Annotated in this window: 19 protein-coding genes; 1 reads left to right on the top strand and 18 read right to left on the bottom strand. The window is 40.7% G+C overall.

Features of this window, described 5'->3' with window-relative positions:
* Positions 1-128: 128 nt before the first annotated feature.
* From LQ203_RS10345 to LQ203_RS10425, 17 genes are all read right to left on the bottom strand, one after another.
* Positions 129-1,487, bottom strand: coding sequence for a C40 family peptidase (locus LQ203_RS10345; protein ID WP_230157726.1), 1,359 nt, complete (start codon positions 1,485-1,487; stop codon positions 129-131).
* A 521-nt stretch (positions 1,488-2,008) separates the two neighbouring features.
* A complete protein-coding gene (locus tag LQ203_RS10350) occupies positions 2,009-3,073 on the bottom strand; it encodes a sulfate/molybdate ABC transporter ATP-binding protein (RefSeq protein WP_230157727.1) in 1,065 nt (354 codons plus the stop codon).
* Between the two features lie 11 nt (positions 3,074-3,084).
* The gene (gene cysW / locus LQ203_RS10355; RefSeq protein WP_230157731.1) at positions 3,085-3,969 is read right to left on the bottom strand and encodes a sulfate ABC transporter permease subunit CysW; all 885 of its coding nucleotides are present in this window, start codon (positions 3,967-3,969) and stop codon (positions 3,085-3,087) included.
* A gap of 11 nt (positions 3,970-3,980) precedes the next feature.
* A complete protein-coding gene (cysT, locus tag LQ203_RS10360) occupies positions 3,981-4,820 on the bottom strand; it encodes a sulfate ABC transporter permease subunit CysT (protein ID WP_230157739.1) in 840 nt (279 codons plus the stop codon).
* 70 nt (positions 4,821-4,890) lie between these two features.
* A complete protein-coding gene (locus LQ203_RS10365) occupies positions 4,891-5,943 on the bottom strand; it encodes a sulfate ABC transporter substrate-binding protein (protein ID WP_290370565.1) in 1,053 nt (350 codons plus the stop codon).
* 268 nt (positions 5,944-6,211) lie between these two features.
* Positions 6,212-6,865: a nicotinate (nicotinamide) nucleotide adenylyltransferase gene (gene nadD, locus LQ203_RS10370; RefSeq protein WP_230157743.1), complete on the bottom strand. Its 654-nt coding sequence runs from the start codon at positions 6,863-6,865 to the stop codon at positions 6,212-6,214.
* A gap of 17 nt (positions 6,866-6,882) precedes the next feature.
* The gene (gene kynB, locus LQ203_RS10375) at positions 6,883-7,509 is read right to left on the bottom strand and encodes an arylformamidase (RefSeq protein WP_230157746.1); all 627 of its coding nucleotides are present in this window, start codon (positions 7,507-7,509) and stop codon (positions 6,883-6,885) included.
* A gap of 24 nt (positions 7,510-7,533) precedes the next feature.
* The gene (gene kynA / locus LQ203_RS10380) at positions 7,534-8,379 is read right to left on the bottom strand and encodes a tryptophan 2,3-dioxygenase (protein ID WP_230157754.1); all 846 of its coding nucleotides are present in this window, start codon (positions 8,377-8,379) and stop codon (positions 7,534-7,536) included.
* 17 nt (positions 8,380-8,396) lie between these two features.
* Positions 8,397-9,746, bottom strand: coding sequence for an amino acid permease (locus LQ203_RS10385; RefSeq protein ID WP_230157755.1), 1,350 nt, complete (start codon positions 9,744-9,746; stop codon positions 8,397-8,399).
* A gap of 162 nt (positions 9,747-9,908) precedes the next feature.
* The gene (locus LQ203_RS10390) at positions 9,909-10,076 is read right to left on the bottom strand and encodes a hypothetical protein (protein WP_230157756.1); all 168 of its coding nucleotides are present in this window, start codon (positions 10,074-10,076) and stop codon (positions 9,909-9,911) included.
* A gap of 100 nt (positions 10,077-10,176) precedes the next feature.
* Entirely contained in the window at positions 10,177-11,691 is a 1,515-nt protein-coding gene (locus LQ203_RS10395; protein ID WP_230157758.1) for a carboxylesterase/lipase family protein, read from the bottom strand.
* A 296-nt stretch (positions 11,692-11,987) separates the two neighbouring features.
* Positions 11,988-12,401: a MerR family transcriptional regulator gene (locus tag LQ203_RS10400; RefSeq protein ID WP_230157760.1), complete on the bottom strand. Its 414-nt coding sequence runs from the start codon at positions 12,399-12,401 to the stop codon at positions 11,988-11,990.
* An 84-nt stretch (positions 12,402-12,485) separates the two neighbouring features.
* Entirely contained in the window at positions 12,486-14,126 is a 1,641-nt protein-coding gene (locus tag LQ203_RS10405; protein WP_230157762.1) for a SulP family inorganic anion transporter, read from the bottom strand.
* Between the two features lie 895 nt (positions 14,127-15,021).
* Complete coding sequence (locus tag LQ203_RS10410; protein ID WP_230157764.1) at positions 15,022-16,431, bottom strand: GH1 family beta-glucosidase; 1,410 nt, start codon at positions 16,429-16,431, stop codon at positions 15,022-15,024.
* A gap of 265 nt (positions 16,432-16,696) precedes the next feature.
* Positions 16,697-17,818, bottom strand: a complete 1,122-nt coding sequence (locus tag LQ203_RS10415; RefSeq protein WP_230157766.1) for an NADH-dependent flavin oxidoreductase — start codon at positions 17,816-17,818, stop codon at positions 16,697-16,699.
* 22 nt (positions 17,819-17,840) lie between these two features.
* Complete coding sequence (locus tag LQ203_RS10420; protein ID WP_230157768.1) at positions 17,841-18,149, bottom strand: iron-sulfur cluster assembly accessory protein; 309 nt, start codon at positions 18,147-18,149, stop codon at positions 17,841-17,843.
* Between the two features lie 100 nt (positions 18,150-18,249).
* Positions 18,250-19,236 carry a Gfo/Idh/MocA family oxidoreductase gene (locus LQ203_RS10425; protein WP_230157770.1) on the bottom strand — a complete coding sequence of 329 codons (987 nt, stop codon included), beginning with the start codon at positions 19,234-19,236 and terminating at the stop codon, positions 18,250-18,252.
* 206 nt (positions 19,237-19,442) lie between these two features.
* Here LQ203_RS10425 and LQ203_RS10430 point away from each other — a divergent pair, with 206 nt between their 5' ends.
* On the top strand, positions 19,443-20,228 hold the full coding sequence (locus tag LQ203_RS10430; protein WP_230157772.1) for an SDR family NAD(P)-dependent oxidoreductase: 786 nt from the start codon (positions 19,443-19,445) through the stop codon (positions 20,226-20,228).
* A gap of 82 nt (positions 20,229-20,310) precedes the next feature.
* On the opposite strand, the gene LQ203_RS10435 is transcribed toward LQ203_RS10430, so the two are convergent.
* Positions 20,311-21,534 (bottom strand): multidrug effflux MFS transporter, encoded by a 1,224-nt coding sequence (locus tag LQ203_RS10435; RefSeq protein ID WP_230157881.1) that lies wholly within the window; start codon positions 21,532-21,534, stop codon positions 20,311-20,313.
* Positions 21,535-21,701: the final 167 nt, after the last annotated feature.

The following is a 21,701-nucleotide window of genomic DNA, read 5'->3' on the forward strand; positions in this document are numbered from 1 at the left end:
GTCCACATCACCTATCCTTGTTTTATCTTATAGTATTTACGTTTAATATCAAAATAAGTTTCACTTTTTTCGAATTTTTTTCAAAAAAAATAAGCAGGGCATTTGCTTCCCTGCTTATTTCTGAACTATTAATTTACACGAACAACACGGCCATTGAATTTTTCTGCCCAATATCCGCTTCCCATATTAGCAATGGCGACACCTGTTGAACTTTGAGAACCGATAAACTTGTTGCCACCAACATAAATACCAACATGTCCATCCGTTTTATAGGTATTGAAAAATACTAGATCTCCAGGTTGCATTTGGCTTTTAGATACTTGACGTCCTGCACTTGTCAATGCTCCCGTACTAGCTGGAAGATTCACACCAGCTTGTTTATATGCCCATGCAACGAACGCTGAACAATCGAAACGACCGTTCGCAATGTCGGATGCCGTTCTTCCGCCACCAAATTTATATGTGGAGTTACCGATATATTTATAGCCTGCTGTAATGGCAGAGCCTGTATTTGCACTGCTTGGCTTGCTTGATGTTTCAGTTTTACTGGCTTTAGGTTTATCAGCAGAACTGTTTTTAGATGAATTTGAAGATGATTCATCTTTAGACGCAGTTGTTGCTGACGCTTCGCCTTTAGACGAGCTTGATGATTCGTTACGAGAAGAATTTGAAGATGATTTCACTTCATCCGCAGCACGGTCAAGTTCCGCTTTTTCAGATGCTTTACGTTCTTCCTCTTTTTTGATATTTTCACGAATTGATGCAATTTGCGATTCTAACCCTGCATCTTTATTCTCTAAAGATTGTTTAAGGGCCTCTGTTTCTGATTCTTTCTTTTCAATCTTTGCCTTCATATTAACCATTTCTGCTTTTTGATCTTCAATTTGAGATTGCATGCCTTTAAGTTCTACTTCCATATCCTTTAGGCTTTGCAATTTTTTCTCTACAGTTGCTTGTTTTTTTTCTAAGTCAGCTTTATCCGCTTCCTGTTCTTTTAGAATCTGTTGGTCCGCTTCCACAATAGTTGCTACCGCTCCAACACGATTAACAAATTCACCAAAGCTTTTAGAACCTAAAACAACTTCCAGATACTCAACGTCTCCACCGCTCTCTTGGAATGAACGGGCGCGCTCTTTCAATACTTCCTCGCGTTTTGCGATTCTTTCTTCCAACGCTTTAATCTCTTTCTTTAATGAATCTATATCTTTTTCCGTGTCTGTAATTTCTTGTTTAGTATCTTTAATTTTTTCATCATTTTCTTTCATTGCCGTTTCGATCTGGGCAATTTGGGAATTCATTTTCGATTGTTCTTTGTTCAGTTCCTGAATAACTTGATTTGCCTCTGAAATATCCGATTGTACTCCTGTGCGTTCTGATTGAATATCCGATATAGATGATTCAGCCTTTACTGACGGTATGGCAAAAGCGCTTCCTAATCCGAGCATAATTGTCGTGTTCAATACGATAAGTTTTTTCTTCAAACTCATTTCCCCTGCTTTCCTCCCCTTGCATTTCCATCGACCCACTTCTTTTTCTCTATGAAAAATGATTAGTCAAAATAAATTGCTGGGAACTCTTCTCTATTTTTTTATTCGTTATGTAATCTTCTAAGGTTGTAACAATATTAAATACATTTCTAAAATCCCACTATGTTTTTACTTAATTCGTAGTATATCATCACATTTTGTCAAATACGTGATAACAATATTACAATTACATTTCATTTTTAACATTAAAGGTAAAATTTCGACTTTTTTACGTGATATTAGGACCATTATTTTACATGTGCCTCTTCATTTCTTTATACAAGACTTTCTATCTAGTGTTTAGCACCTAAGGGCTACAGACCATTGGCAGGTCATACATTCTATTTCGAAAGCATAGAAGCACTTTTTAAAGCAATCGGCAGCTTATTACCGTTCTTTTAAGGAAAGCCAGTAATATTCCCATCTCTAAAAAAACAAAAAACCGCTCATCAGCGGTTTTTTCGTCAATTTTCGACCCATGTTTAAATTCCAGCCATATAGTCGACAAAGACTCTCAATTCTTTTGGTCGGACAAACACTTCTTCGCCTTTCCTTAATTCCAGATTCATATATTGTTCTTTCGTCAGTTCGATTTCAAGCGGTTCGTTTGTATCCTGACGAATTACTTCTATATGGACAATGGGACCAATTGCATGAATGTGGTCAATAACTGATGCAATCGAATCCTTTTCAGATGATTCTCTTTCAATGATAAAGTTATGAGCCCTTACATAACCTGTACTCACTCCATCTTCACTGTCCGGAGCATTCATTTCGACATTTCCCGTTACCAATTTCCCTTGATGTACGTTGCCCTTGAAAAGATTGACACTCCCTAGGAAATCATAAACAAATGGATTTTTAGGTTGATCATATACTTCTTCAGGAGTTCCGATCTGTTCAATTTTACCTTCATTCATGATAACGACCCGATCAGCAACATCCATCGCTTCTTCTTGATCATGCGTCACGAACACACTCGTAACATTGAATTCATCATGAAGCCTTCTTAGCCAACGCCGAAGTTCCTTACGAACTTTTGCATCCAATGCCCCGAATGGTTCATCAAGTAAAAGAATGTTCGGTTCAACCGCAAGTGCCCTTGCCAATGCCACACGCTGACGCTGGCCGCCTGATAATTGGGATGGATAACGATCTTTATATCCTTCCAACTTGACGAGCTGAAGCAATTCGGTAACTTTTTCTTCAATCACTTTTTTACTGGGCCTTATTTTTCTTGGCCGGACCTTTAATCCATAGGCAATATTATCAAAGATAGTCATATTTCGAAAAAGGGCATAATGCTGAAAGACAAACCCCACATTTCGATCTTTTACATGCTTATGCGTGTAATTCTCTTCATTGAACAGGATATTTCCGTTCTCTGCCTGTTCAAGCCCCGCAATGATACGCAGCAATGACGTCTTTCCTGATCCGGAAGGGCCGAGAAGGGCTACGAGTTCCCCGCTCTTTATTTCCAAATTGATGTCTTGAAGAGCCTGATAAGAACCGTAATATTTTGTAATATTTTCAATGATGATACTCATTACTTTCCCTCCTAACTCGCTTTTGTTGATTTATAGTCGGTTTTCCATTCAATGAAACTTTTAATGATCAAGGTGATGATCGCAAAAATGGACATCAGGGATGCAACGGCAAAGGCGGCAGAAAATTGATATTCATTATATAAGATTTCAATATGAAGCGGCATGGTGTTGGTCATCCCTCGTATATGGCCCGATACGACCGATACAGCTCCGAATTCTCCGATTGTCCTAGCATTGCAAAGTATGACCCCATATAATAATCCCCATTTAATATTAGGGAGCGTTACGTACCAAAATGTCTTAAACCCTCCTGCACCTAGTGTGAGAGAGGCCTCTTCTTCAGATGTCCCCTGACTTTGCATGAGCGGGATCAATTCACGCGCAATGAATGGGAAAGTAATGAAAATGGAGGCGATGACAATCCCTGGTATCGAAAAGATCACTTTAATGTCAAATGATTGCAACATCGGACCAAGTGCCCCATGTAAGCCGAACAGAAGGACAAAAATCAAACCGGCAATGACGGGTGAAACCGAAAAGGGTAAATCAATCAACGTTATTAAGAAGTTTTTTCCCTTAAAATCATATTTTGTTATCGTCCATGCAGCCACTACCCCAAATATGGCATTGAGGGGGACGGTGATGAGGACAACGATCAATGTTAATTTAATGGCAGCCAAGGAATCCGGATGGGCTATGGCGGCAAAATAAGCTTCGGCACCTTTTTCAAAGGCCTTTACAAAGATCGCGACTAATGGGACAACTAAAAACAAAGTCAGGAATAACAACACAATGGAAATAAGGATCCACTGTATGGATTTAGGCTCTTTTGTCGCGTTTCTCGTTATAATGACTGGGTCATTCGTTTTTCCAACCACTGTATGTTCATGTTCCAACATGTCCCCTCCTACTTCCCAGAAAATCTTTTGCCAGTCCACCATTGTAAGATATTGATGGTGAACAAAATTAGAAATGTAATAATAAGCATGACGGCTGCTACAGCGGTTGCCCCTTCATAATCATATTGTTCGAGCTTTGTCATGATGATGAGCGGGGAAATTTCCGTTTTAAACGGCATATTTCCTGCAATGAATACAACGGATCCATACTCTCCAAGTGCCCTTGCAAAAGAAAGAGCAAAACCCGTCAATATCGCTGGAACCAATTCCGGAAAGATAATATTAATGAATGTCTGCATTCGATTCGCCCCTAATGAAGCAGATGCTTCTTCCATTCCTTTTTCAACATTTTCAAGCACTGGTTGAACCATCCGCACAACGAATGGAAGACCGATAAATATAAGGGCGATGATGATCCCGGCAGGAGTGTAAGCGACTTTAAAGCTAAAAAGTTGGCCGATCCATCCATTCGGTGAGTACAAGGTGGTCAAAGTGATCCCTGCCACGGCAGTCGGGAGGGCAAAAGGCAAATCAACCAGTCCGTCGATGATCCGTTTGCCGGGAAACTCATAACGAGTAAGCACCCAAGCAATTAAAACGCCAAAAACTGCGTTCACAAAGGCCGCAGTTAACGCTGTCATAAAACTCAATTTATACGAAGCGACCACCCTTGGTTCTGTTATGGTCGCCCAGAAATCCTGAAATCCCATTGTAAATGTGTTTAGAAAAACCATGGATAATGGGATCAAAACGATGATGGTGAGATACAGCAGCGTAAAACCCATCGTCAATCCAAAACCGGGTATGGTCCTCTTTTTCTTTCGTTTACCTTCTGTCACTATATTCATCGCTTCGCCCCAGCTCTTTCTTATGATTTATGAAGGAGAAGATGTAAACACACACCTTCTCCCTCCATGCTTATTTCGGTTGATAAATTTCGTCAAACGTACCACCGTCATTGAAATGTGTTTCTTGGGCTTTTTTCCACCCGCCAAACTTATCATCAACAGTCACCATATCGATATTTGCAAATTGATCTTCATATTTAGCGAGAATCTTCTCATCCCTCGGACGATAGAAGTTTTTCGCGGCAATTTCTTGTCCGGCATCGGTGTATAGGTATTCCAGATAGGCTTCAGCCACTTCCTTGGTTCCTTTTTTCTTGACCACTTCATCGACTACGGCTACAGGAGGCTCAGCTAATATACTGATTGAAGGATTGACGATTTCATATTTATCATCACCGAATTCTTCCAGTGTTAAATAGGCTTCATTCTCCCAAGCTATAAGCACGTCACCAATTCCCCTTTCCACAAAAGTGGTCGTGGCACCACGTGCTCCCGAATCCAAAACCTCAACATTCTGATATAGTTTTTTCATGAAATTCTTCACTTTTGCTTCGTCATTATCATATTTCTTCTCTGCATATGCCCAGGCAGCCAGATAATTCCACCTTGCCCCTCCGCTTGTCTTTGGATTTGGTGTAATGACGGATACATCCTTTTTGATTAAATCGTCCCAATCTTTAATTCCTTTTGGGTTATCTTTTTTCACCAAAAACACAATGGTTGATGTGTAAGGTGTAGAGTTTTCCGGTAAGCGTTTCTGCCAATCCGCCGCTAATAGGTTACTAGCATCGTGTATTGCATCAATATCATATGCCAATGCCAATGTAACGACATCCGCTTCCAATCCGTCAATAACAGCCCGGCCTTGTTTACCAGAACCGCCATGGGATTGTTTAATGGTTACATCCTGACCCGATTCTTCTTTCCAATGCTTCACAAACGCTTCATTGAATTCCTGATACAGTTCCCGTGTTGGATCATATGACACATTCAATAACTCGACAGACTTTGATTTCCCTTCTCCTCCCGTTTTTTCCGAATTGCATCCTGCCAGTACTCCGAAGGCTAAAATCAAACTTGACAATACCATCAACTTTTTCATAGACTTCCCCCTGTTTTTCACTTTTTTGCAACAAAAAAGGCATACTATTTCCTACTTTATAATTTTATTCAAGGAGATAGTATGCCTTCAGTTTTCTGATCAGCGAATATTCTGATTTTATGTATCCCTAACATAAAGCAAAGTATACCAAGTTGTCAACTATGTTTTTGTTAATGAATATGTCCTTTTTTTAAACTCATTCTCATATATAAGGCGAAAGAATTTATTGAAATGAAAAGAGCTCAATCTCAACGGAGAGATTGAGCCCTTTAATTACCTAGGCAAGCCATTAAGGCTTTGATTCTTTTTGATACAGCTTATTTTCTATAATATACTGATAACATTGATCAGGCAGTAAATATCTTGGTTCCCCACCCATCGCGAATTCATCTCTTATATATGTTGAACTAATTTCCATGGAAAGGCCTTTATCTATAAGGTGAAATGTATTACCATCATCATAATTCCTAAGCAAAGGACTTTTGGATATGATTTTCAACATATCTATCCCGTCCCGTGCCATAACGATGAATTTATGATTAGCAATCAATTTTTTCCTGAATTTCCATCGCAGGTGTACCGGTAACTCCTGATTATCAATATCTTCAAGTAAATCGGCACCCATTATAAAATAAACTTCATCCTTTGGGTATCGTGATTTAAAGTATTCCATCGTATACCAAGTATATTGTTTACTCGTCCCAGCCCGTTCATTAATTTCATAATCACTAACTTCGAATATCGGGTTGCCCCTTATTGCCAATCCAAGCATATCCCAACGGTGTTCATTGCTCGTTTTCATCTGTTTATCGATGCGCCCATTTGCGCAAGGCAAAAAAATCACCTTGTCTAGCTTAGCACGATGCGCGATGGTGGATGCTGTCCATAAATGTACATTTGTGACTGGATCGAAGGAAGATCCATAAACTCCAATTTTGCCCATCCCCCATATCCCCCTCATCAGCCCTTCTTTTTCACTACTGCCCTGACGGGGCTCCCGTCCCCTGCCTCTAAAGCAAGGGGCAATGCAGCCAGGTCGTACAGCCCAGGCTCCAAACCTTCAAGGACCAGGCCTTCCAAGATATGAATGCCGCAGTCTGACATAGCATGGTGGGCCGGCAATTCCTTGCTGTCTAGATGGTCAACGGATGGTAAATCCAGGCCTAACAGCCTCACTCCTTTATTTGCAAGGAAGGGAGCTAATTCTGGTTCAACAGGTGGAATCCAATCAGGAAAACGGCTGAGGTCCTTCCATTGTCCCGTTGCCAGCAACAATCGTTGGACCCCTGTCAATTCGATGCCTTTGAAGGATTCAATGCTGATACTTTCAGCAGCGTCCACCTTTACTACAAGTGCAGTGCCCATATATAAATCAAGATCAAGTTCAATGACTTTTTTTCCATTTCCATCAAAATGAAAGGGAGCATCAATATGTGTTCCTAAATGGGTACTCATCCGAATTTCCCCTACATTTACAGATGATCCTTTCTCTATTGATGAATTCAGGCAATATGAATACTTTGTGTCACCTGGCCAAGATGGCGTATTTTCATTCAGCCTCTGAGAAATATCTAACCATTGACTCATATATTTTTTCTCTCCAGTCATTGTTTACAGTTTCGTTCTTAATGTCCAAAGCTCTGGAAAAAATGGCTGATCGACCACTTTTTTCAGATAGCTAACACCGGACGATCCTCCGGTTCCCATTCTTTGGCCGATGATCCGTTCTACGGTGCTCATATGATTGAATCTCCAGAATTGTTGCTGACTGCCAATATCAACGAGTTTTTCGGCTAACTCATACAAGTCCCAGTATTTATGGACATCACGGTAAACCGTCAGCCACGCACTTTCAACACTGGCATTTATCCGATAGGATTCAGACCAATCCCTGTTCAAGACCGATTCATCAACAGGGAGCCCCCTTTGTGCCAAAGCCCCAATAGCCGCATCATAAATGCTTGGTTGATTCAAAGCAGCCATCATCTTCTCATAAAGCTCAGGCTGATGACGGAAAACGGCTAATATCTGCCTATTCTTTTGACCCATTGCAAATTCTATCAACCTGTTTTGAGAAGATTGAAATCCGGAAGAGTTTCCTAGTTTCTCGCGGAATTCCATATAATCCGAGGGAGTTAAAGTCGAAAGTACATTCCAAGATTGAATAAGTTGTTGTTGGATCCTGGCCACTCTTGATAGCATTTTAAAGGAAGGCTCCAAACGCCCTGATTGAATATGGTCCCTTGCTGCAGTCATTTCATGAAGGATCAGCTTCATCCATAATTCACTGGTTTGGTGAATTACAATGAACAACATTTCATCGTGATGACCAGAAAGCAGATGCTGACTTGATAATATTTGATCTAAATGCAGGTAGTCTCCATAGGACATTTCCTTTTCAAAATCAGTTACCATACCTTCTTCCAATCGATGTTTATCCATTGATTCCTTATCCATGCTATCCCAATCCTCCCTTACGTTCTTTTCATTTTCGACATGAATAAATAAACGATGCACAGAAAGATCAGCCAAGGAACACCGAACTGAAGGACGATTTTAAATGGACCAGTGAACCAAGTTGATACAGTCAAAGCAAACAAAAGGAATGCACCAAGAATCGTTAAATACGGAAAGCCGTACATTTTAATCGGTAATTTACGCCCTCCTGATTTCTCCCAGCCTTTCCTGAAATATAAATGGGAGATGAACACCATGAACCAGGTGAAAATGGCTCCGAACATCGATATCCCCATCATGAATGCATACGAAGTATCCGGGAGCAGTACCTTTACACCTGCAGCAAGAAATATGCCTAAAGAGGAAATGAGCAGTGCCCTTATCGGGACCCCTTTCCGGCTCACTTTTTGAAATAAGGCGGGTGCCTGCTTCCCCTCGGATAAAGAAAATATCATTCTGGTGGAGGCGTATAATTGACTATTCATTGCAGATAAAGCTGCAGTTAATATAATGAAATTCATGATCCCTGATGCAAAAGGAATATTGAGGATTTCCATTACCCTAACAAATGGGCTTTTATCAATCCCAGCGGATTGCCAGGGAACAATCATTAACATGATTCCGATTGTCAGTACATAAAAAGTGGCAAGTCTGAAAACAGTTGCCTTCAAAGCTTTAGGTACAGCAATATCAGGGTCCTTTGCCTCTCCCGCCGTCACCGCAATCAACTCTGTTCCCAAAAAGCTGAAGAGAGAAATAAATATAGCGATCCATAGCCCCCAAAACCCAAATGGCATAAAACCTCCATCATTGGCATAATTCTCTAAACCGATTCCGCTTGAAGGTTCGGCTCCAATCACCACGTAAGCCCCCATTAAAATGAAAATGACAATGGCGCTTATTTTGATCATAGAAAAAGTATACTCAAAATTTCCGAATGCATTAACACTCGTTGCATTTACATAGATAAGTAAGGCAGCAAAAAGGAAGATCCAAACACTTCCAGGTACATCCGGGAACCAATATTTCATATAAACAGCGATGGCGCTCACTTCGACGCCAATGGCAAGGACATTCGCTATCCAATATGAATATCTCACAACAAAACCGGCAAATGGACTTATATATTTTTCGGCAATGGTTCCAAAAGATCCCGACGTTGGATAAGCAACAGTCATTTCCGCCAAACAGCCCATCAAAAGAAGGACAATGAATGCACCCAATGCATAGCTGATCAGTACACTGGGACCTGCCGTCGAAATCGCAAGGCCGCTGCCCAGAAATAATCCGGTGCCAATTGCACATCCCATTGCAATCATTGTGATTTGATTCGTTGATAATTCACGACGCAGCTTATTTTTCTCCATATGTTGCTCCCATCCTAGGCGATGATTCCCCTTTTATTTTCATAGCTTTCATATAACCTACCGTCCATGATCTTTTTAAGGACCTGTACCATTTCATACACTTCCTGAAAAGAGGTGTAAAGTGGAACAGGTGTTAAACGAATCATGTTCGGCTCGCGATAATCAGGAATGATCTTCTTGATTCAACGCTTTACATATTCTAGCATACTCTTGATGTTCAAGAATGATAGGATCGGCCCTCTTCGAATCATCCTTTGGACTGCCCATTTCAAATCCATGTTCAGACAACTCCGATTCGAATACATCCAATAGATATTGCGTCAGCCTCAATGATTCACTCCTAATTATTCACATTTTCACATCTACAAACAATTCAAGCGAGCCATTATATATATCCATGTCCCCCTCGTGTTATTCCAATATTTACATTTTACTTATAAATCCCTACGCCTTCCCATGCCAGCCTTATCATTTTGTTGGGATCCTTTTCAATATAATCTTTTTTATCAAAAATCATCGTGTAGTGGTTGGTTTCATCATATTTCGGCCAGACTTCCCCTTCTGGAGGATTGGGGTTCCCATATTTCGCAAAGTTAACCCAATGACCCTGTATTCTATGGGAAACCTTAAGCGCGGCTGACCTGCAACCATAGGAAGTGATCCATTTGCCCAGTGCAGAGTCGAGAGTCTGGAAGGCAAATGGAATCTCCATACCATGTGTCGCCCCTAATTTACTTAGGCGCATTGCCGGCGTTTTATAATCAAAACGGTACATCCATGTTTTTTCAAAGCGACTGTATGCCTCCGCATACCAAACCGAAGGAATATGGAAAGTTGCATCACGGCCAATGCCGAGGACCGCTCCCTTTTCAGGGAAGTTCCAATAAGCATTCGTAATTCTCTCTTTCGCCTCCGGGTCAGTATTTTCAAACATTTTATGGATCATCTCTGCATTAGTCGGGATTAAAGGGGGATCCATCTGATCGAATAACGTCGCTTCGTCCCTATTTGTTCCAATAAGCAAGGAAATCCCTTTAGCACTACCGGATCGAATCGATTCAAGTGGATAATCAGGCAGGAAGTCACCGTCGACGACCGGTCCAAATGAAAGGGAGCCTGGCATGGCTTGTGAGTTTTCCTGTAGGAGTTGGTAGGACGCTGTGACAATCTCTTGAACTGGAAGTGTTTTTAACCGATGGATATCATTTTTGCCAATCCCTAAGATATTAAGGAACCTTTCACTGAATTGCTGCGCAAATCCTTTTCCATAAACAGATGTAGGAGCGGGACTTTCTGCAATGGCCTTTTTAAAAAGCCCCCTCGCTGAAGGTACGGTTAGTAAAGTCGTTACGGCATTACCTCCAGCCGATTCTCCAAATATCGTAACATTCTCAGGGTCACCGCCAAACGCTTCTATATTCTCTTTGACCCATTTCAGAGACGCCACTTGATCACGTAAACCTAAATTGGTTTCAAACATTTCCCCATCTGCTGCCAACTCTGTAAAATCCAAATATCCCAATGCCCCTAACCTATAGTTGATGCTTACTACGACTACGTCTCCATTCTTAGCCAATAAGTGTCCGTTGTACATATCAATAGATCCAGCTCCTGTTACATATGCTCCACCAGGAATCCAAACCATGACCGGACGCTTTTTATCATCAGCTCTCGGCGACCAAATATTCAAGAACAAGCAATCCTCATCCATTTTTTCATTCCCTGCCAGTCCGGTTTTGACAGCCCGATCCATCGGCTGTGGCGGAATGGCACCGAAATCCACTGCATCCAAGACTCCGCTCCAATTTTCAACCTCTTCAGGTGAACGGAAACGCAAAGCATCAATAGGTGCTTTCGCATACCTGACTCCACGCCAAACATATATATCGTTTTCCATAGTACCTTGAAGATGTCCTTTTGCCGTCGTTACGATAGACCCAATCATTCACTTCCACCTCACAAATAGTTGTAGTTACTTAAGTTCTTCTTTTTCCATTCCCTTATATCCTTCATCTTTATCGAAAAAAGATTTATCAGTCATTTCAAACAAAATCAAGTATTACTACCATATATACAAGTTCAGGTCATCCTTAAGGGACAGAAACGAACATTGGGCAAATACCACTTTAGGGGTGCCAACATGAATATTCCCTTCAAGAATACAATGAAAGGTATTATTAATGACCAAGACAACAAAAAAAGACCCAATCAGGTCTTTTTTTGTTGAACGCGGCAGCATGCTTAGGAGAGCATGGCAATGATGCTCAGTAAAGACCCGCCCCGAACGGAAAGCTGTTGTGCAGCATATGTCAGCTGCTGTTCATTGAGCTGATCAAGTAAAGGCTTTAATTCCAGCAATTCATTTTCCAGTTCTTTAAGGTCCGTAGATATCTTGTCCACCAACAAGAGCACTTGCTCCGAATCCACGTTGGTTTCCGACCATACAAGCAACCGTTCTTTGATTTCCGTCAACGGCATATTTTGTTCTTTATACAGATTAATCATTTGAAGACGATTTAGAGCGTCTTCGGTGTAATACCGATATCTTGAACCCATTTTTTCATAATTCAGCATTCCTAATTGTGTGTAATAGTCGATGGTTCTCTTCGAAACATTCGCAAGTTCGGCAAGCTGGCCAATCCGATAGATTTTCACCCAGATAGTCACCTTCTTTTAAAATCTACTGTTAACGATACTATAACATAACAATCCAATAAGGTGACTTCGAGAATGAATCTATTAGACTACTTTATCCGAATTACCATTCAACTGCTTCTTGGCAAAGTACAGGGCATCTTCCCTCGATTTAAAGAAATGCTGTTTCTCTATTTTATGATACAACCCAGTGCTGAGAAGCAATTCCTTTGGTTGCTGCTGGATTCCAGAAATGATCAATTTCCCTTTATATTTTCCGATTCGATTAACAATCGCCAAAAGTGCTGCCTCTGCTGAAGTATCCATATATGTTACACGGCGCATGCTTAATACCAAAACTTTCGTCTTATGATCCAAGTTCGCTAATATCGATGACTCCAGGACATCTATCGAACCAAAGAACAGAGGGCCTTCCAAGTTATACACATTGATCATTGAATCCGAATTTTCAATTGGAACAATCTCTGTAATCTCATGACTTCTTTCTCTAACCTTTAACGTATGGCTCATTTTTGTAATGAAAGTCACGAATGCAATCAATAAGCCCATTCCGACCCCCATGATTAAATCAGTGAAGACCGTGACGAGAAAGGTGACTAGTAAAACGATGGAATCCGCTGTCTTCGTTTTCAGTACATGTGCGAATTCCTTTCTTTCACTCATATTCCAGGCTACAAACATCAATATGGGTGCCATGCTTGCCAAAGGTATATGCTCTGCATATGGAGATAGTACAAGCAAAACCAACAATACGACAATTCCATGAATGATCCCTGACAACGGTGAGACTGCACCGCTTTTTATATTGGTAGCTGTCCTGGCAATGGCACCTGTTGCCGGTATCCCGCCGAAAAATGGAGTCGCGATGTTCGCGATTCCTTGTCCAACCAATTCTTTATTACTATCATGCTTGGTCCCCCCCATGTTATCGGCAACGGTAGCGGATAACAATGACTCGACACCGCCTAATAAGGCAATCGTAATCGCAACAGGAAGGAGGGTGATAATGATTTCCACCGAAAGTTCCGGCACTTTGAATTCAGGAAATCCTTTCGGAATCGCTCCATACGTGGAACCAATTGTAGCCACCTTATCGGGAAATAAAAAGTAAGCTGCGATCGTTGATACGAGCAGACCCAGAAGTGGCCCTGGTACCCGTGGCAGAATTCTTGGTGCCAACAGAATGACGATAAAACATATAACCGCAACACCCACACTATATATATTGATCGTATCCGCTTTAATCACCAATTCCTTCATGTTATCTATAAACGCTTCATGTTTTTCCACCTTCATACCAAAGAAGCTGGCAATCTGCCCCGAGAAGATTATTATCGCTATTCCTGTGGTAAACCCGATGATGACAGGACGGGGAATGAACTTCATCAAATCTCCTAGCTTAAGAAGACCCATCAAGACTAATATTATCCCCGCCAAAAAACCGGCAATGAGCAGACTTTCATATCCATATTGCATAACGATCCCAAATAATAAAGGAACAAACGCTCCAGTCGGCCCTCCAATTTGAAACTTGGATCCACCCAGAAGGGAAATGAGGATTCCAGCGATGATCGTCGTATATAACCCATATATCGGTTCGACGCCTGAAGCAATTGCAAAAGCCAATCCTAAAGGGATGGCTACCACACCTACAACCAATCCTGCCGTTACATCTTTTTGAACACCCTTCATGTTATATCCTTGAAATCTAGTATCTTTTATCATTATTATCCTTCTCACATCCTTAGTCATTTTTATGTTTGGAACGTACGAACATCAGGAAAATAGATTCTTAGAGGAGTTTTTCGATCAATAACTAGTGAAGTGTATGCTAAATATTTGTTTACAACAAAAATGCGAGGGCTTATACAAACTAAAATATACTCGTCATATATAATCTCCTTTTGTTAAGTTATGTGACATGGTTTTCCACTTCGCTTCAACATTATACAGTAAAACGTAAAACTGTACATTACTAGAAATGTTAACATTTGTTTACAAATATTCACTTACTTTTACGTTTAGATTACAATCTAGGACGATACTTCCAGCCTAGTTATTTTGAAGTCGGAACTATTGACTACGAACCATGAGGTTTGAACTTTCGACTATTTCCCTATTCATTCCGTAATGTAGCCTTGAAGTAAAAGTGTCCAAACTCAAACAAGAAACTTTAGAAAAATAGAAAGAGCATGTTTTGAAAAAAGTTACTCAAAACATGCTCTTAACTTATTAGATGGATTGATGCTTGGATAAAACAGTTTAATAATTTTTCCATACTTCAATTCAGGTTGATCTCGCTGAATAGTATCATGTTCAGAAGAATCCGTATCAAATACTTCTATTATTAAAACAAAAAAGACAGTAGGCAAAAGGAGTTCTATCTAACGGTTAAAACAAAGTTGATTGGAACAGATGTGCGAGAATCCTACGGGAATACGCGTCCAAGGGAGACCCCGCAGCCGCAACAGCGCCGAGAGCGGACGCCCGCGAAAAGCGAATGCCTGGTGGGGAAATCAACCTTCATATTATAAAGACCTAAAAAAAGTAGACAAACTCCATTATTATCGAGTTTGTCTACAGTCTGAAACCTCCTGATTAATAAGAGGTTTCTTTTTATTTAGAGCTCTTCTCCTCTCGTCTCAATAATATGCTTATACCAATGAAACGACAGCTTCTTTTTTCGGTTTAAATCATCTTGATGATCCACGTAAATAAATCCGTATTGCTTTTTATACCCGTTTAACCAGCTTAATAGGTCAATGACAGACCATGCGTAGTACCCTTTTAAATGAATGCCTTCTTTGATCGCACGCTTAATCACTTTTAGATGTTCCTCAATATATTTAATACGAGGAACATCTACTACCTCACCATCAATGATCGGATCCTCATCACCAAGTCCGTTTTCTGTAACATACATTTTAATATCGCCATAACGCTCTTTTAACATATGCAGCCCGTCTAAAAATCCTTGAGGTGAGATTTCCCATCCCCATTTAGTATAGGTTTTATCTTCCATTTTCACAGTCCGATAATAGCCATCAAAAGATGGGTTTCCTGGAGCTAGAGTAGATGTCTCTCGTGAATGCTCCATGGTTGAAAATACTTCTTGGTTTTTTTCCACACGAATGGGCTGGTAATAATTAAGTCCAATAAAATCATTTTTTTCCGCATTCCTTTTTAACGTATCTAGTTCTTCTTCAGTCCAACTTGGCGTCCAGCCATTTTCCTTTAATTGTTCTACCACATAAGATGGATATTCACCTTTTAAAATTGGGTCATAATACCAAAAGGTTTCATATTCATTAGCATGTTGAGCAGCTAATGCATTCTCATGTTTATCATCTATGCTGTAAGCTGGTAAGAACACATGGGTAATACCAATTTCGCCGTAATGATTCAGTGCCTTATAGACTTCTACGGCTTTTGCATGTGCATAAAACACGTAATGTGTCGCTTGAAAATATTTAATCTCATCGTTTTGTATGCCAGGAGGATGCGCTCCTTTTAAATAGCCTAATCCGCAAAACATTACCGTTTCGTTAAACGTAATCCAATGTTTGACGCGGTCTCCGAAGGCCCGAAAACAAATTTCCGCATACTTGACGAAGGCTTCAGCTGTTCGCTTATTCGTCCATCCACCATCTTCTTCAAGCGTCAAAGGGAGATCCCAATGATACAGCGTAACAAATGGAACAATCCCATATTTTAAACATTCATCAATAACATTATTATAAAACTCCAAGCCCTTTTCGTTTACATCTCCGTCACCTGTGGGCAAGATACGTGCCCATGAAATGGAAAACCGGTACGATTCGAGTCCCATTTCTGCCATTAATTTAATATCCTCTTTATAAAGATGATAATGGTCTATGGCTACATCTCCATTTGTACCATCATATGTTTTCCCCGGAATCTTTGAAAAAACATCCCAATTCGTTATACCTTTACCATCTTCATCCCATGCTCCTTCTATTTGAAAAGAAGCAGAAGCCGCTCCGAATAAAAAATCATGTGGAAACCTCAATATAAACCCTCCGTCTTTATACCAGCTTTATTTATGGGTACAAATAGTACTGTGATTATATAGTTTTTTTGAATATTTAACTACTTAAACGTCGTATAACATAAGGTGTAAAGATAGTATCTACAGTAATGGAATGATTAACCCTTTATGATCTTATCACTTAGCAATTCAACCATATTTCACAACAATCGTATAAACAGAAATAACAATACCCGTCCTCCGATAAAAAGAGGACGGGTTACACATTTATTCAAAAACTTGCTCTTCACTCCACTACCGGAAGCCAACCTTTTATCTGAATCAATTTTTGCCAAAGCGGATCTGGAATGACCAATTCATCCTGATCTTTTTTGGATAGGGTTGTCCGTATTTCGGATTCTTTTCCGGCCCTGATTTTTTCAATCCAATGCGGTTCCATAAGAAGTTCACGGCCTAGAGCGATAAATGGGACCCCCGTTTCCATCGCTTCTGCAACTTCATCTGGACTGTGCAGGGACCCTACCCCGACAACCGGAATACGATTGCCTACTTTGTCGTAAATTTTAACGATGCGCGACTTCGTCCTATCACTCTCACGGAATGATCCATTCCAGAAATGACCTACCGATATATGTAGATAATCCAGGTTTTGGTTCGCTAATCTATCAACAAACTGTAGCGTATCATCTAAAGTGATTCCTGGATTGCTTCCTTCTTCAGGAGATATGCGGTAACCGATCATAAAAGGCTTTTGGGCATGCTCGGCCACTGTTTTCTCCACTTCATTCACAACGGTGAGCGGAAAAATCAATCGTTTCCCTAGTGTTCCCCCCCATTTATCAGTACGTCGGTTCGAGTGTGGCGAGAAGAACTGTTGAAGCAAGTACGTATTGGCACCATGTATTTCAACACCATCAAATCCTGCTTCGATGGCCCTTCTTGTTGCTTCACCAAATGCCTTAATAACGTCTTGAATTTCGTCTTCACTCATTTCCCGCGGTACCGGTTCATTCTCGCTTGAAGCAATGGCACTTGCAGAAACTGGCTGCTTATCAGGTAATAATTCCGGCGGGCTTTGGCGACCGCCATGATATATTTGTAAAATCGCTTTTGACCCGTTAGATTGAATCGCTTCCGCTAATTTTCTCAAAGATGGGATAAAGGAATCGTCTGCTGCACTAAATTGACCTGGAAAACCCTTTCCTCCGGCAGTTACATAGGCACATGCCGTAATAACGGCCCCTACACCTGCCGCGCGTTCCGCGTAATAAGCCAGTTCATCATCGGTTATCAGCCCTTGATCATCTGAAGAATAGGTGGTCATCGGAGCCATCATGATACGATTTTTCACTTCTACACCTGATGAAAATTTATATGGTTGAAAGATCTTTTCGTATTTTTGATTCATGCCAATTCTCCCCCTTTTTTTCTTAATGGTGATGATGTCCGTGCGGTTCTTTAGAAGGGTTCGTAATTTCAAAGCCTTCTTGAGGTACGTAAAAATATTTAATCCAGACACCATCCAGAAATTCCTCACGTGAATCGAGTAAAATATCTATATCTTTATCTGTTTTGACTATTTCATCATGCTCTGTCGTTGTATCTAATTTCATATCATAATGAGCATGATCGCCATGCATATGCGTGATATATACACGAATCATTTTCCCTTCGGCTTCTTCAGTGCTCAGCATATTTTGTAAAACCTTTGCTGCATTACGATTAATTTTGCATTTCATGTCCATTCCTCCAAAAATAAAATTATCCATGTATAAATTCTACCCAATTAAGGGGTATCAGTAACATCCATTTATACCCTTCCTACTTGGCCATGACCAATTATAATCGGTCTGCCGGAAAGACCGTGCCTATTTGCCTTCTTGCTTCATCCATGATTTCCATAGTCAAAAGCGAATTTGAAAATGAATTTATATCAGACTCCTTTTTCCCCTGCTGTATCAATTCAACAAATTCTTTCGCTTCATAATACATAGAAGGCATGTCTTGTTTAACCGAAACATTTTCAGCCGTTCCATCCCGATACTGAATATCCACGGCTTGCGGTCCTGAAATTTTACTTATTAGGATGCTCCCAAGTTCGCCTTGAATTTCCGATGGCTGATTCGATTCAGTAATCTTAGAAAACATGACGACTGCCTCCATTTCATCATAGGAAAGCAAGATCGTACCCTGTCCGTCAACTCCTGATTCAAGCAATGTTCCCGATGCCTGCACCTTGTTTGGTTTACCAAACAGTGCAACAAGCGGATATAGGACGTAAATCCCTAAATCCATTAAAGAACCACTGGAGAATTCAGGATTGAACGCATTGAGCACAGTGCCTTGTTTATACGCATCATAGCGTGATGAATATTGACAAAAGCTCCCCGTAAAACGTCGTATTTTACCGATTTTACCTAGATTGCTTCTTACACTTTCGAAATTCGGCATGATGGTCGATTTCATCGCTTCCATTAATAGCACTCCATTTTGTTGGGCAGCCTCTATCATTTCCTTCACTTCCGACGCATTTGAGGCCATAGGTTTTTCACATAATACATGTTTTTTATTTTGTAAAAACAAAACCGCTTGCCTGCAATGATGGGAGTTAGGACTTGCTATATATACAGCGTCGATTTCATCGCTTGCAGCCATTTCTTCTAAATTTGTAAAAATCGTATGTACTTCGTATTTACTCGCAAATTCCTTGGCTTTCTCTTCTGTACGTGAATACACAGCCGTTAACGATAGATCCTCTATATGTTTTGAAGCCTCCAAAAATCGTTCAGTTATCCAATTTGTTCCTATTACACCTAATCGTATCAACAGCCTATCCCCTTTCAAGCTAACTAATCATGTCCTCAATATACAGACATTTCACTGAAAAACAAAGTAAAATGAACACGAGCAACGGTTTAAATTGGATTTTTTAGGCAATATTCGTATATAATTTTCCTGTATTACCACTGCCATGATGTTTCTACATACTCCCTAAACGGGAAAGAAAACTAAAAAAGGAGCGTGTGAAGTTTATGACAGATTTAATGAAAAACAAAGTGGCCATCATTACCGGTGGAGGATCGGGAATTGGCCGGGGTGCTGCACTGAAACTAGCTGAAAACGGCGCGAACATCATCTTTTTTGACCGTACAGTCGAAAATGCCGAAAAAGTGAAGGAAGAAGTTGAAAACCTCGGTCGAGAGGCTTTAATCATTAAAACGGATGTATCCAAGGCTGAGCAAGTTGAACATGCCTACAAGGCCGCCTATGATCATTTTGGAAAAATTGATTTTGTATTCGCCAACGCAGGCATCAACGGAGTGATCGCCCCTATAGAAGATATAAAGCCAGAAGATTGGGATCAAACACATACCATCAACCTCAAAGGCACCTTTCTCACCATCAAATACGCCATTCCATATATGAAGGAAAAGGGTGGCAGCATCGTAATCAACAGCTCCATCAATGGAAACCGATTTTTCAAGAATTTTGGTTTTTCCGCTTATAGTTCATCCAAAGCTGGTCAAGTCGCTTTTGGTAAAATGGCTGCACTCGAATTGGCAAAATATAAAATCAGGGTCAATACCATTTGTCCAGGCTCAATCGATACGAATATCCACGATAACACTTTCCCGGAAGATGAAAGCTTAAAAAAAATCAGGATACCCATTGAATATCCGCAAGGCTCACAACCCTTGGCTAAGAAAGCAGGAACTACCGAGCAAGCAGGTGATCTAGTATTGTTCCTAGCTTCAGACATGTCTTCCCATATTACGGGCACGGAAGTATATATCGATGGAGCAGAATCACTATTATGATTCATACAGCCATAAGGATCGAAAGAATCCATTAAAAGAAAAAAGCTGAAATCCCCTAAAGGGACTTCAGCTTTTACCTTTTTTAAGCAACTCGCCTTAAGCCACGGCGGGCAAGTATTAAATAAGCGGACATGGCCAGGATATGACAACCTATCATGACCATTCCCATCGGCAAGGGTGAATCACCTGAGCCTAAGCCTACCAGCGGAGCCATCAGTGATCCTAATATGAAAGGAAGCAGACCAATTAAGGCCGAAGCACTGCCTGCTGTTTTTTTCTGATTTTGCATCGCTAAAGAAAAACTCGTTGTACCGACAATACCGACGCTGGAAACCGAAAGGAACAAAGCGACCAAGATTCCCGCTAACCCAATTTCGAGTAGGACTGAGAAAAGAAGGAGTATTCCTCCAAACAAAGCAAGACATAATCCTATTTGAAGCAGCTTTTCTTCTTTAACCTTCCCTGCCAGCTTTCCGGCCACTTGGGAAGCAATGATGATCCCAATTCCGTTTATGGCAAAGATCAGGCTGAATGTCTGTGGGGAGACCCCATAAATGTTCTGGAGAACAAAAGGCGAGCCGGAAATATAAGCGAACATAGCGGCACTTATAAATCCTTGTGAAAAAGCATAGCCCATGAATACGCGGTCCTTCAATAAGTTCCCGAAGGTCATGATTGTATCGCTTACTCCCCCGGCACTCCTTAGATTAGGAGATAGTGTTTCCTTTATCCCCCAAAATGCTGCGGCAACCATAAGGACACTCAATATTGAAATGACGATGAAAACTCCCCGCCAAGAGGTGAACTGCAAAAGTTGACCACCAAAAACTGGAGCCAAGATCGGTGCCGCACCATTTACCAGCATTAACATGGAGAAGAACTTGGTCAAATCCGTTCCTGAAAAAAGGTCACGAACGATGGCTCTTGAAATGACAATGCCACCCGCTCCTGCAACCCCTTGGATAAAACGTAATAATAAAAGCAATTCAATGGTTGGAGCAAAAGCACATAACAGTGATGAAATGCAATAAATGGATAACGATATGATTAACGGTGTCCGTCTTCCCTTAGCATCACTTAGTGGCCCTAAATAAATTTGGCCTAAAGCCAACCCTAATAAGCAGGCTGTCAAACTTAGCTGGGCTAAAGACGTACTGCTTTTCAGATCCACGGCCAGTGTTGGGAGTCCCGGTAAATACATATCAAGTGACAGTGGTCCAATCGCTGCAAAAGACCCAAGCATAAGTGCCAGCAGCAGTCGTTTGGATTTAGTCATTTCGTTGTGTGATGATATTTTTTCCTTCATTTCAATCATTATTGCCCCTATCCCTTTCAACTAGTTGTTGTTCCTAAATACACTTGACTTTCTTTATTTTACAAAAAATCCTGTCAATTTACGATAAGTATGCTTTCCTAGAATTGGATTCTTCCTGGCAACACTCTTTTTTAGTGCATGTCACCGAATATCTACCC

The sequence above is a fragment of the Peribacillus sp. Bi96 genome (assembly GCF_918698115.1).
In the GTDB taxonomy this organism is placed as follows: Bacteria; Bacillota; Bacilli; order Bacillales; family DSM-1321; genus Peribacillus.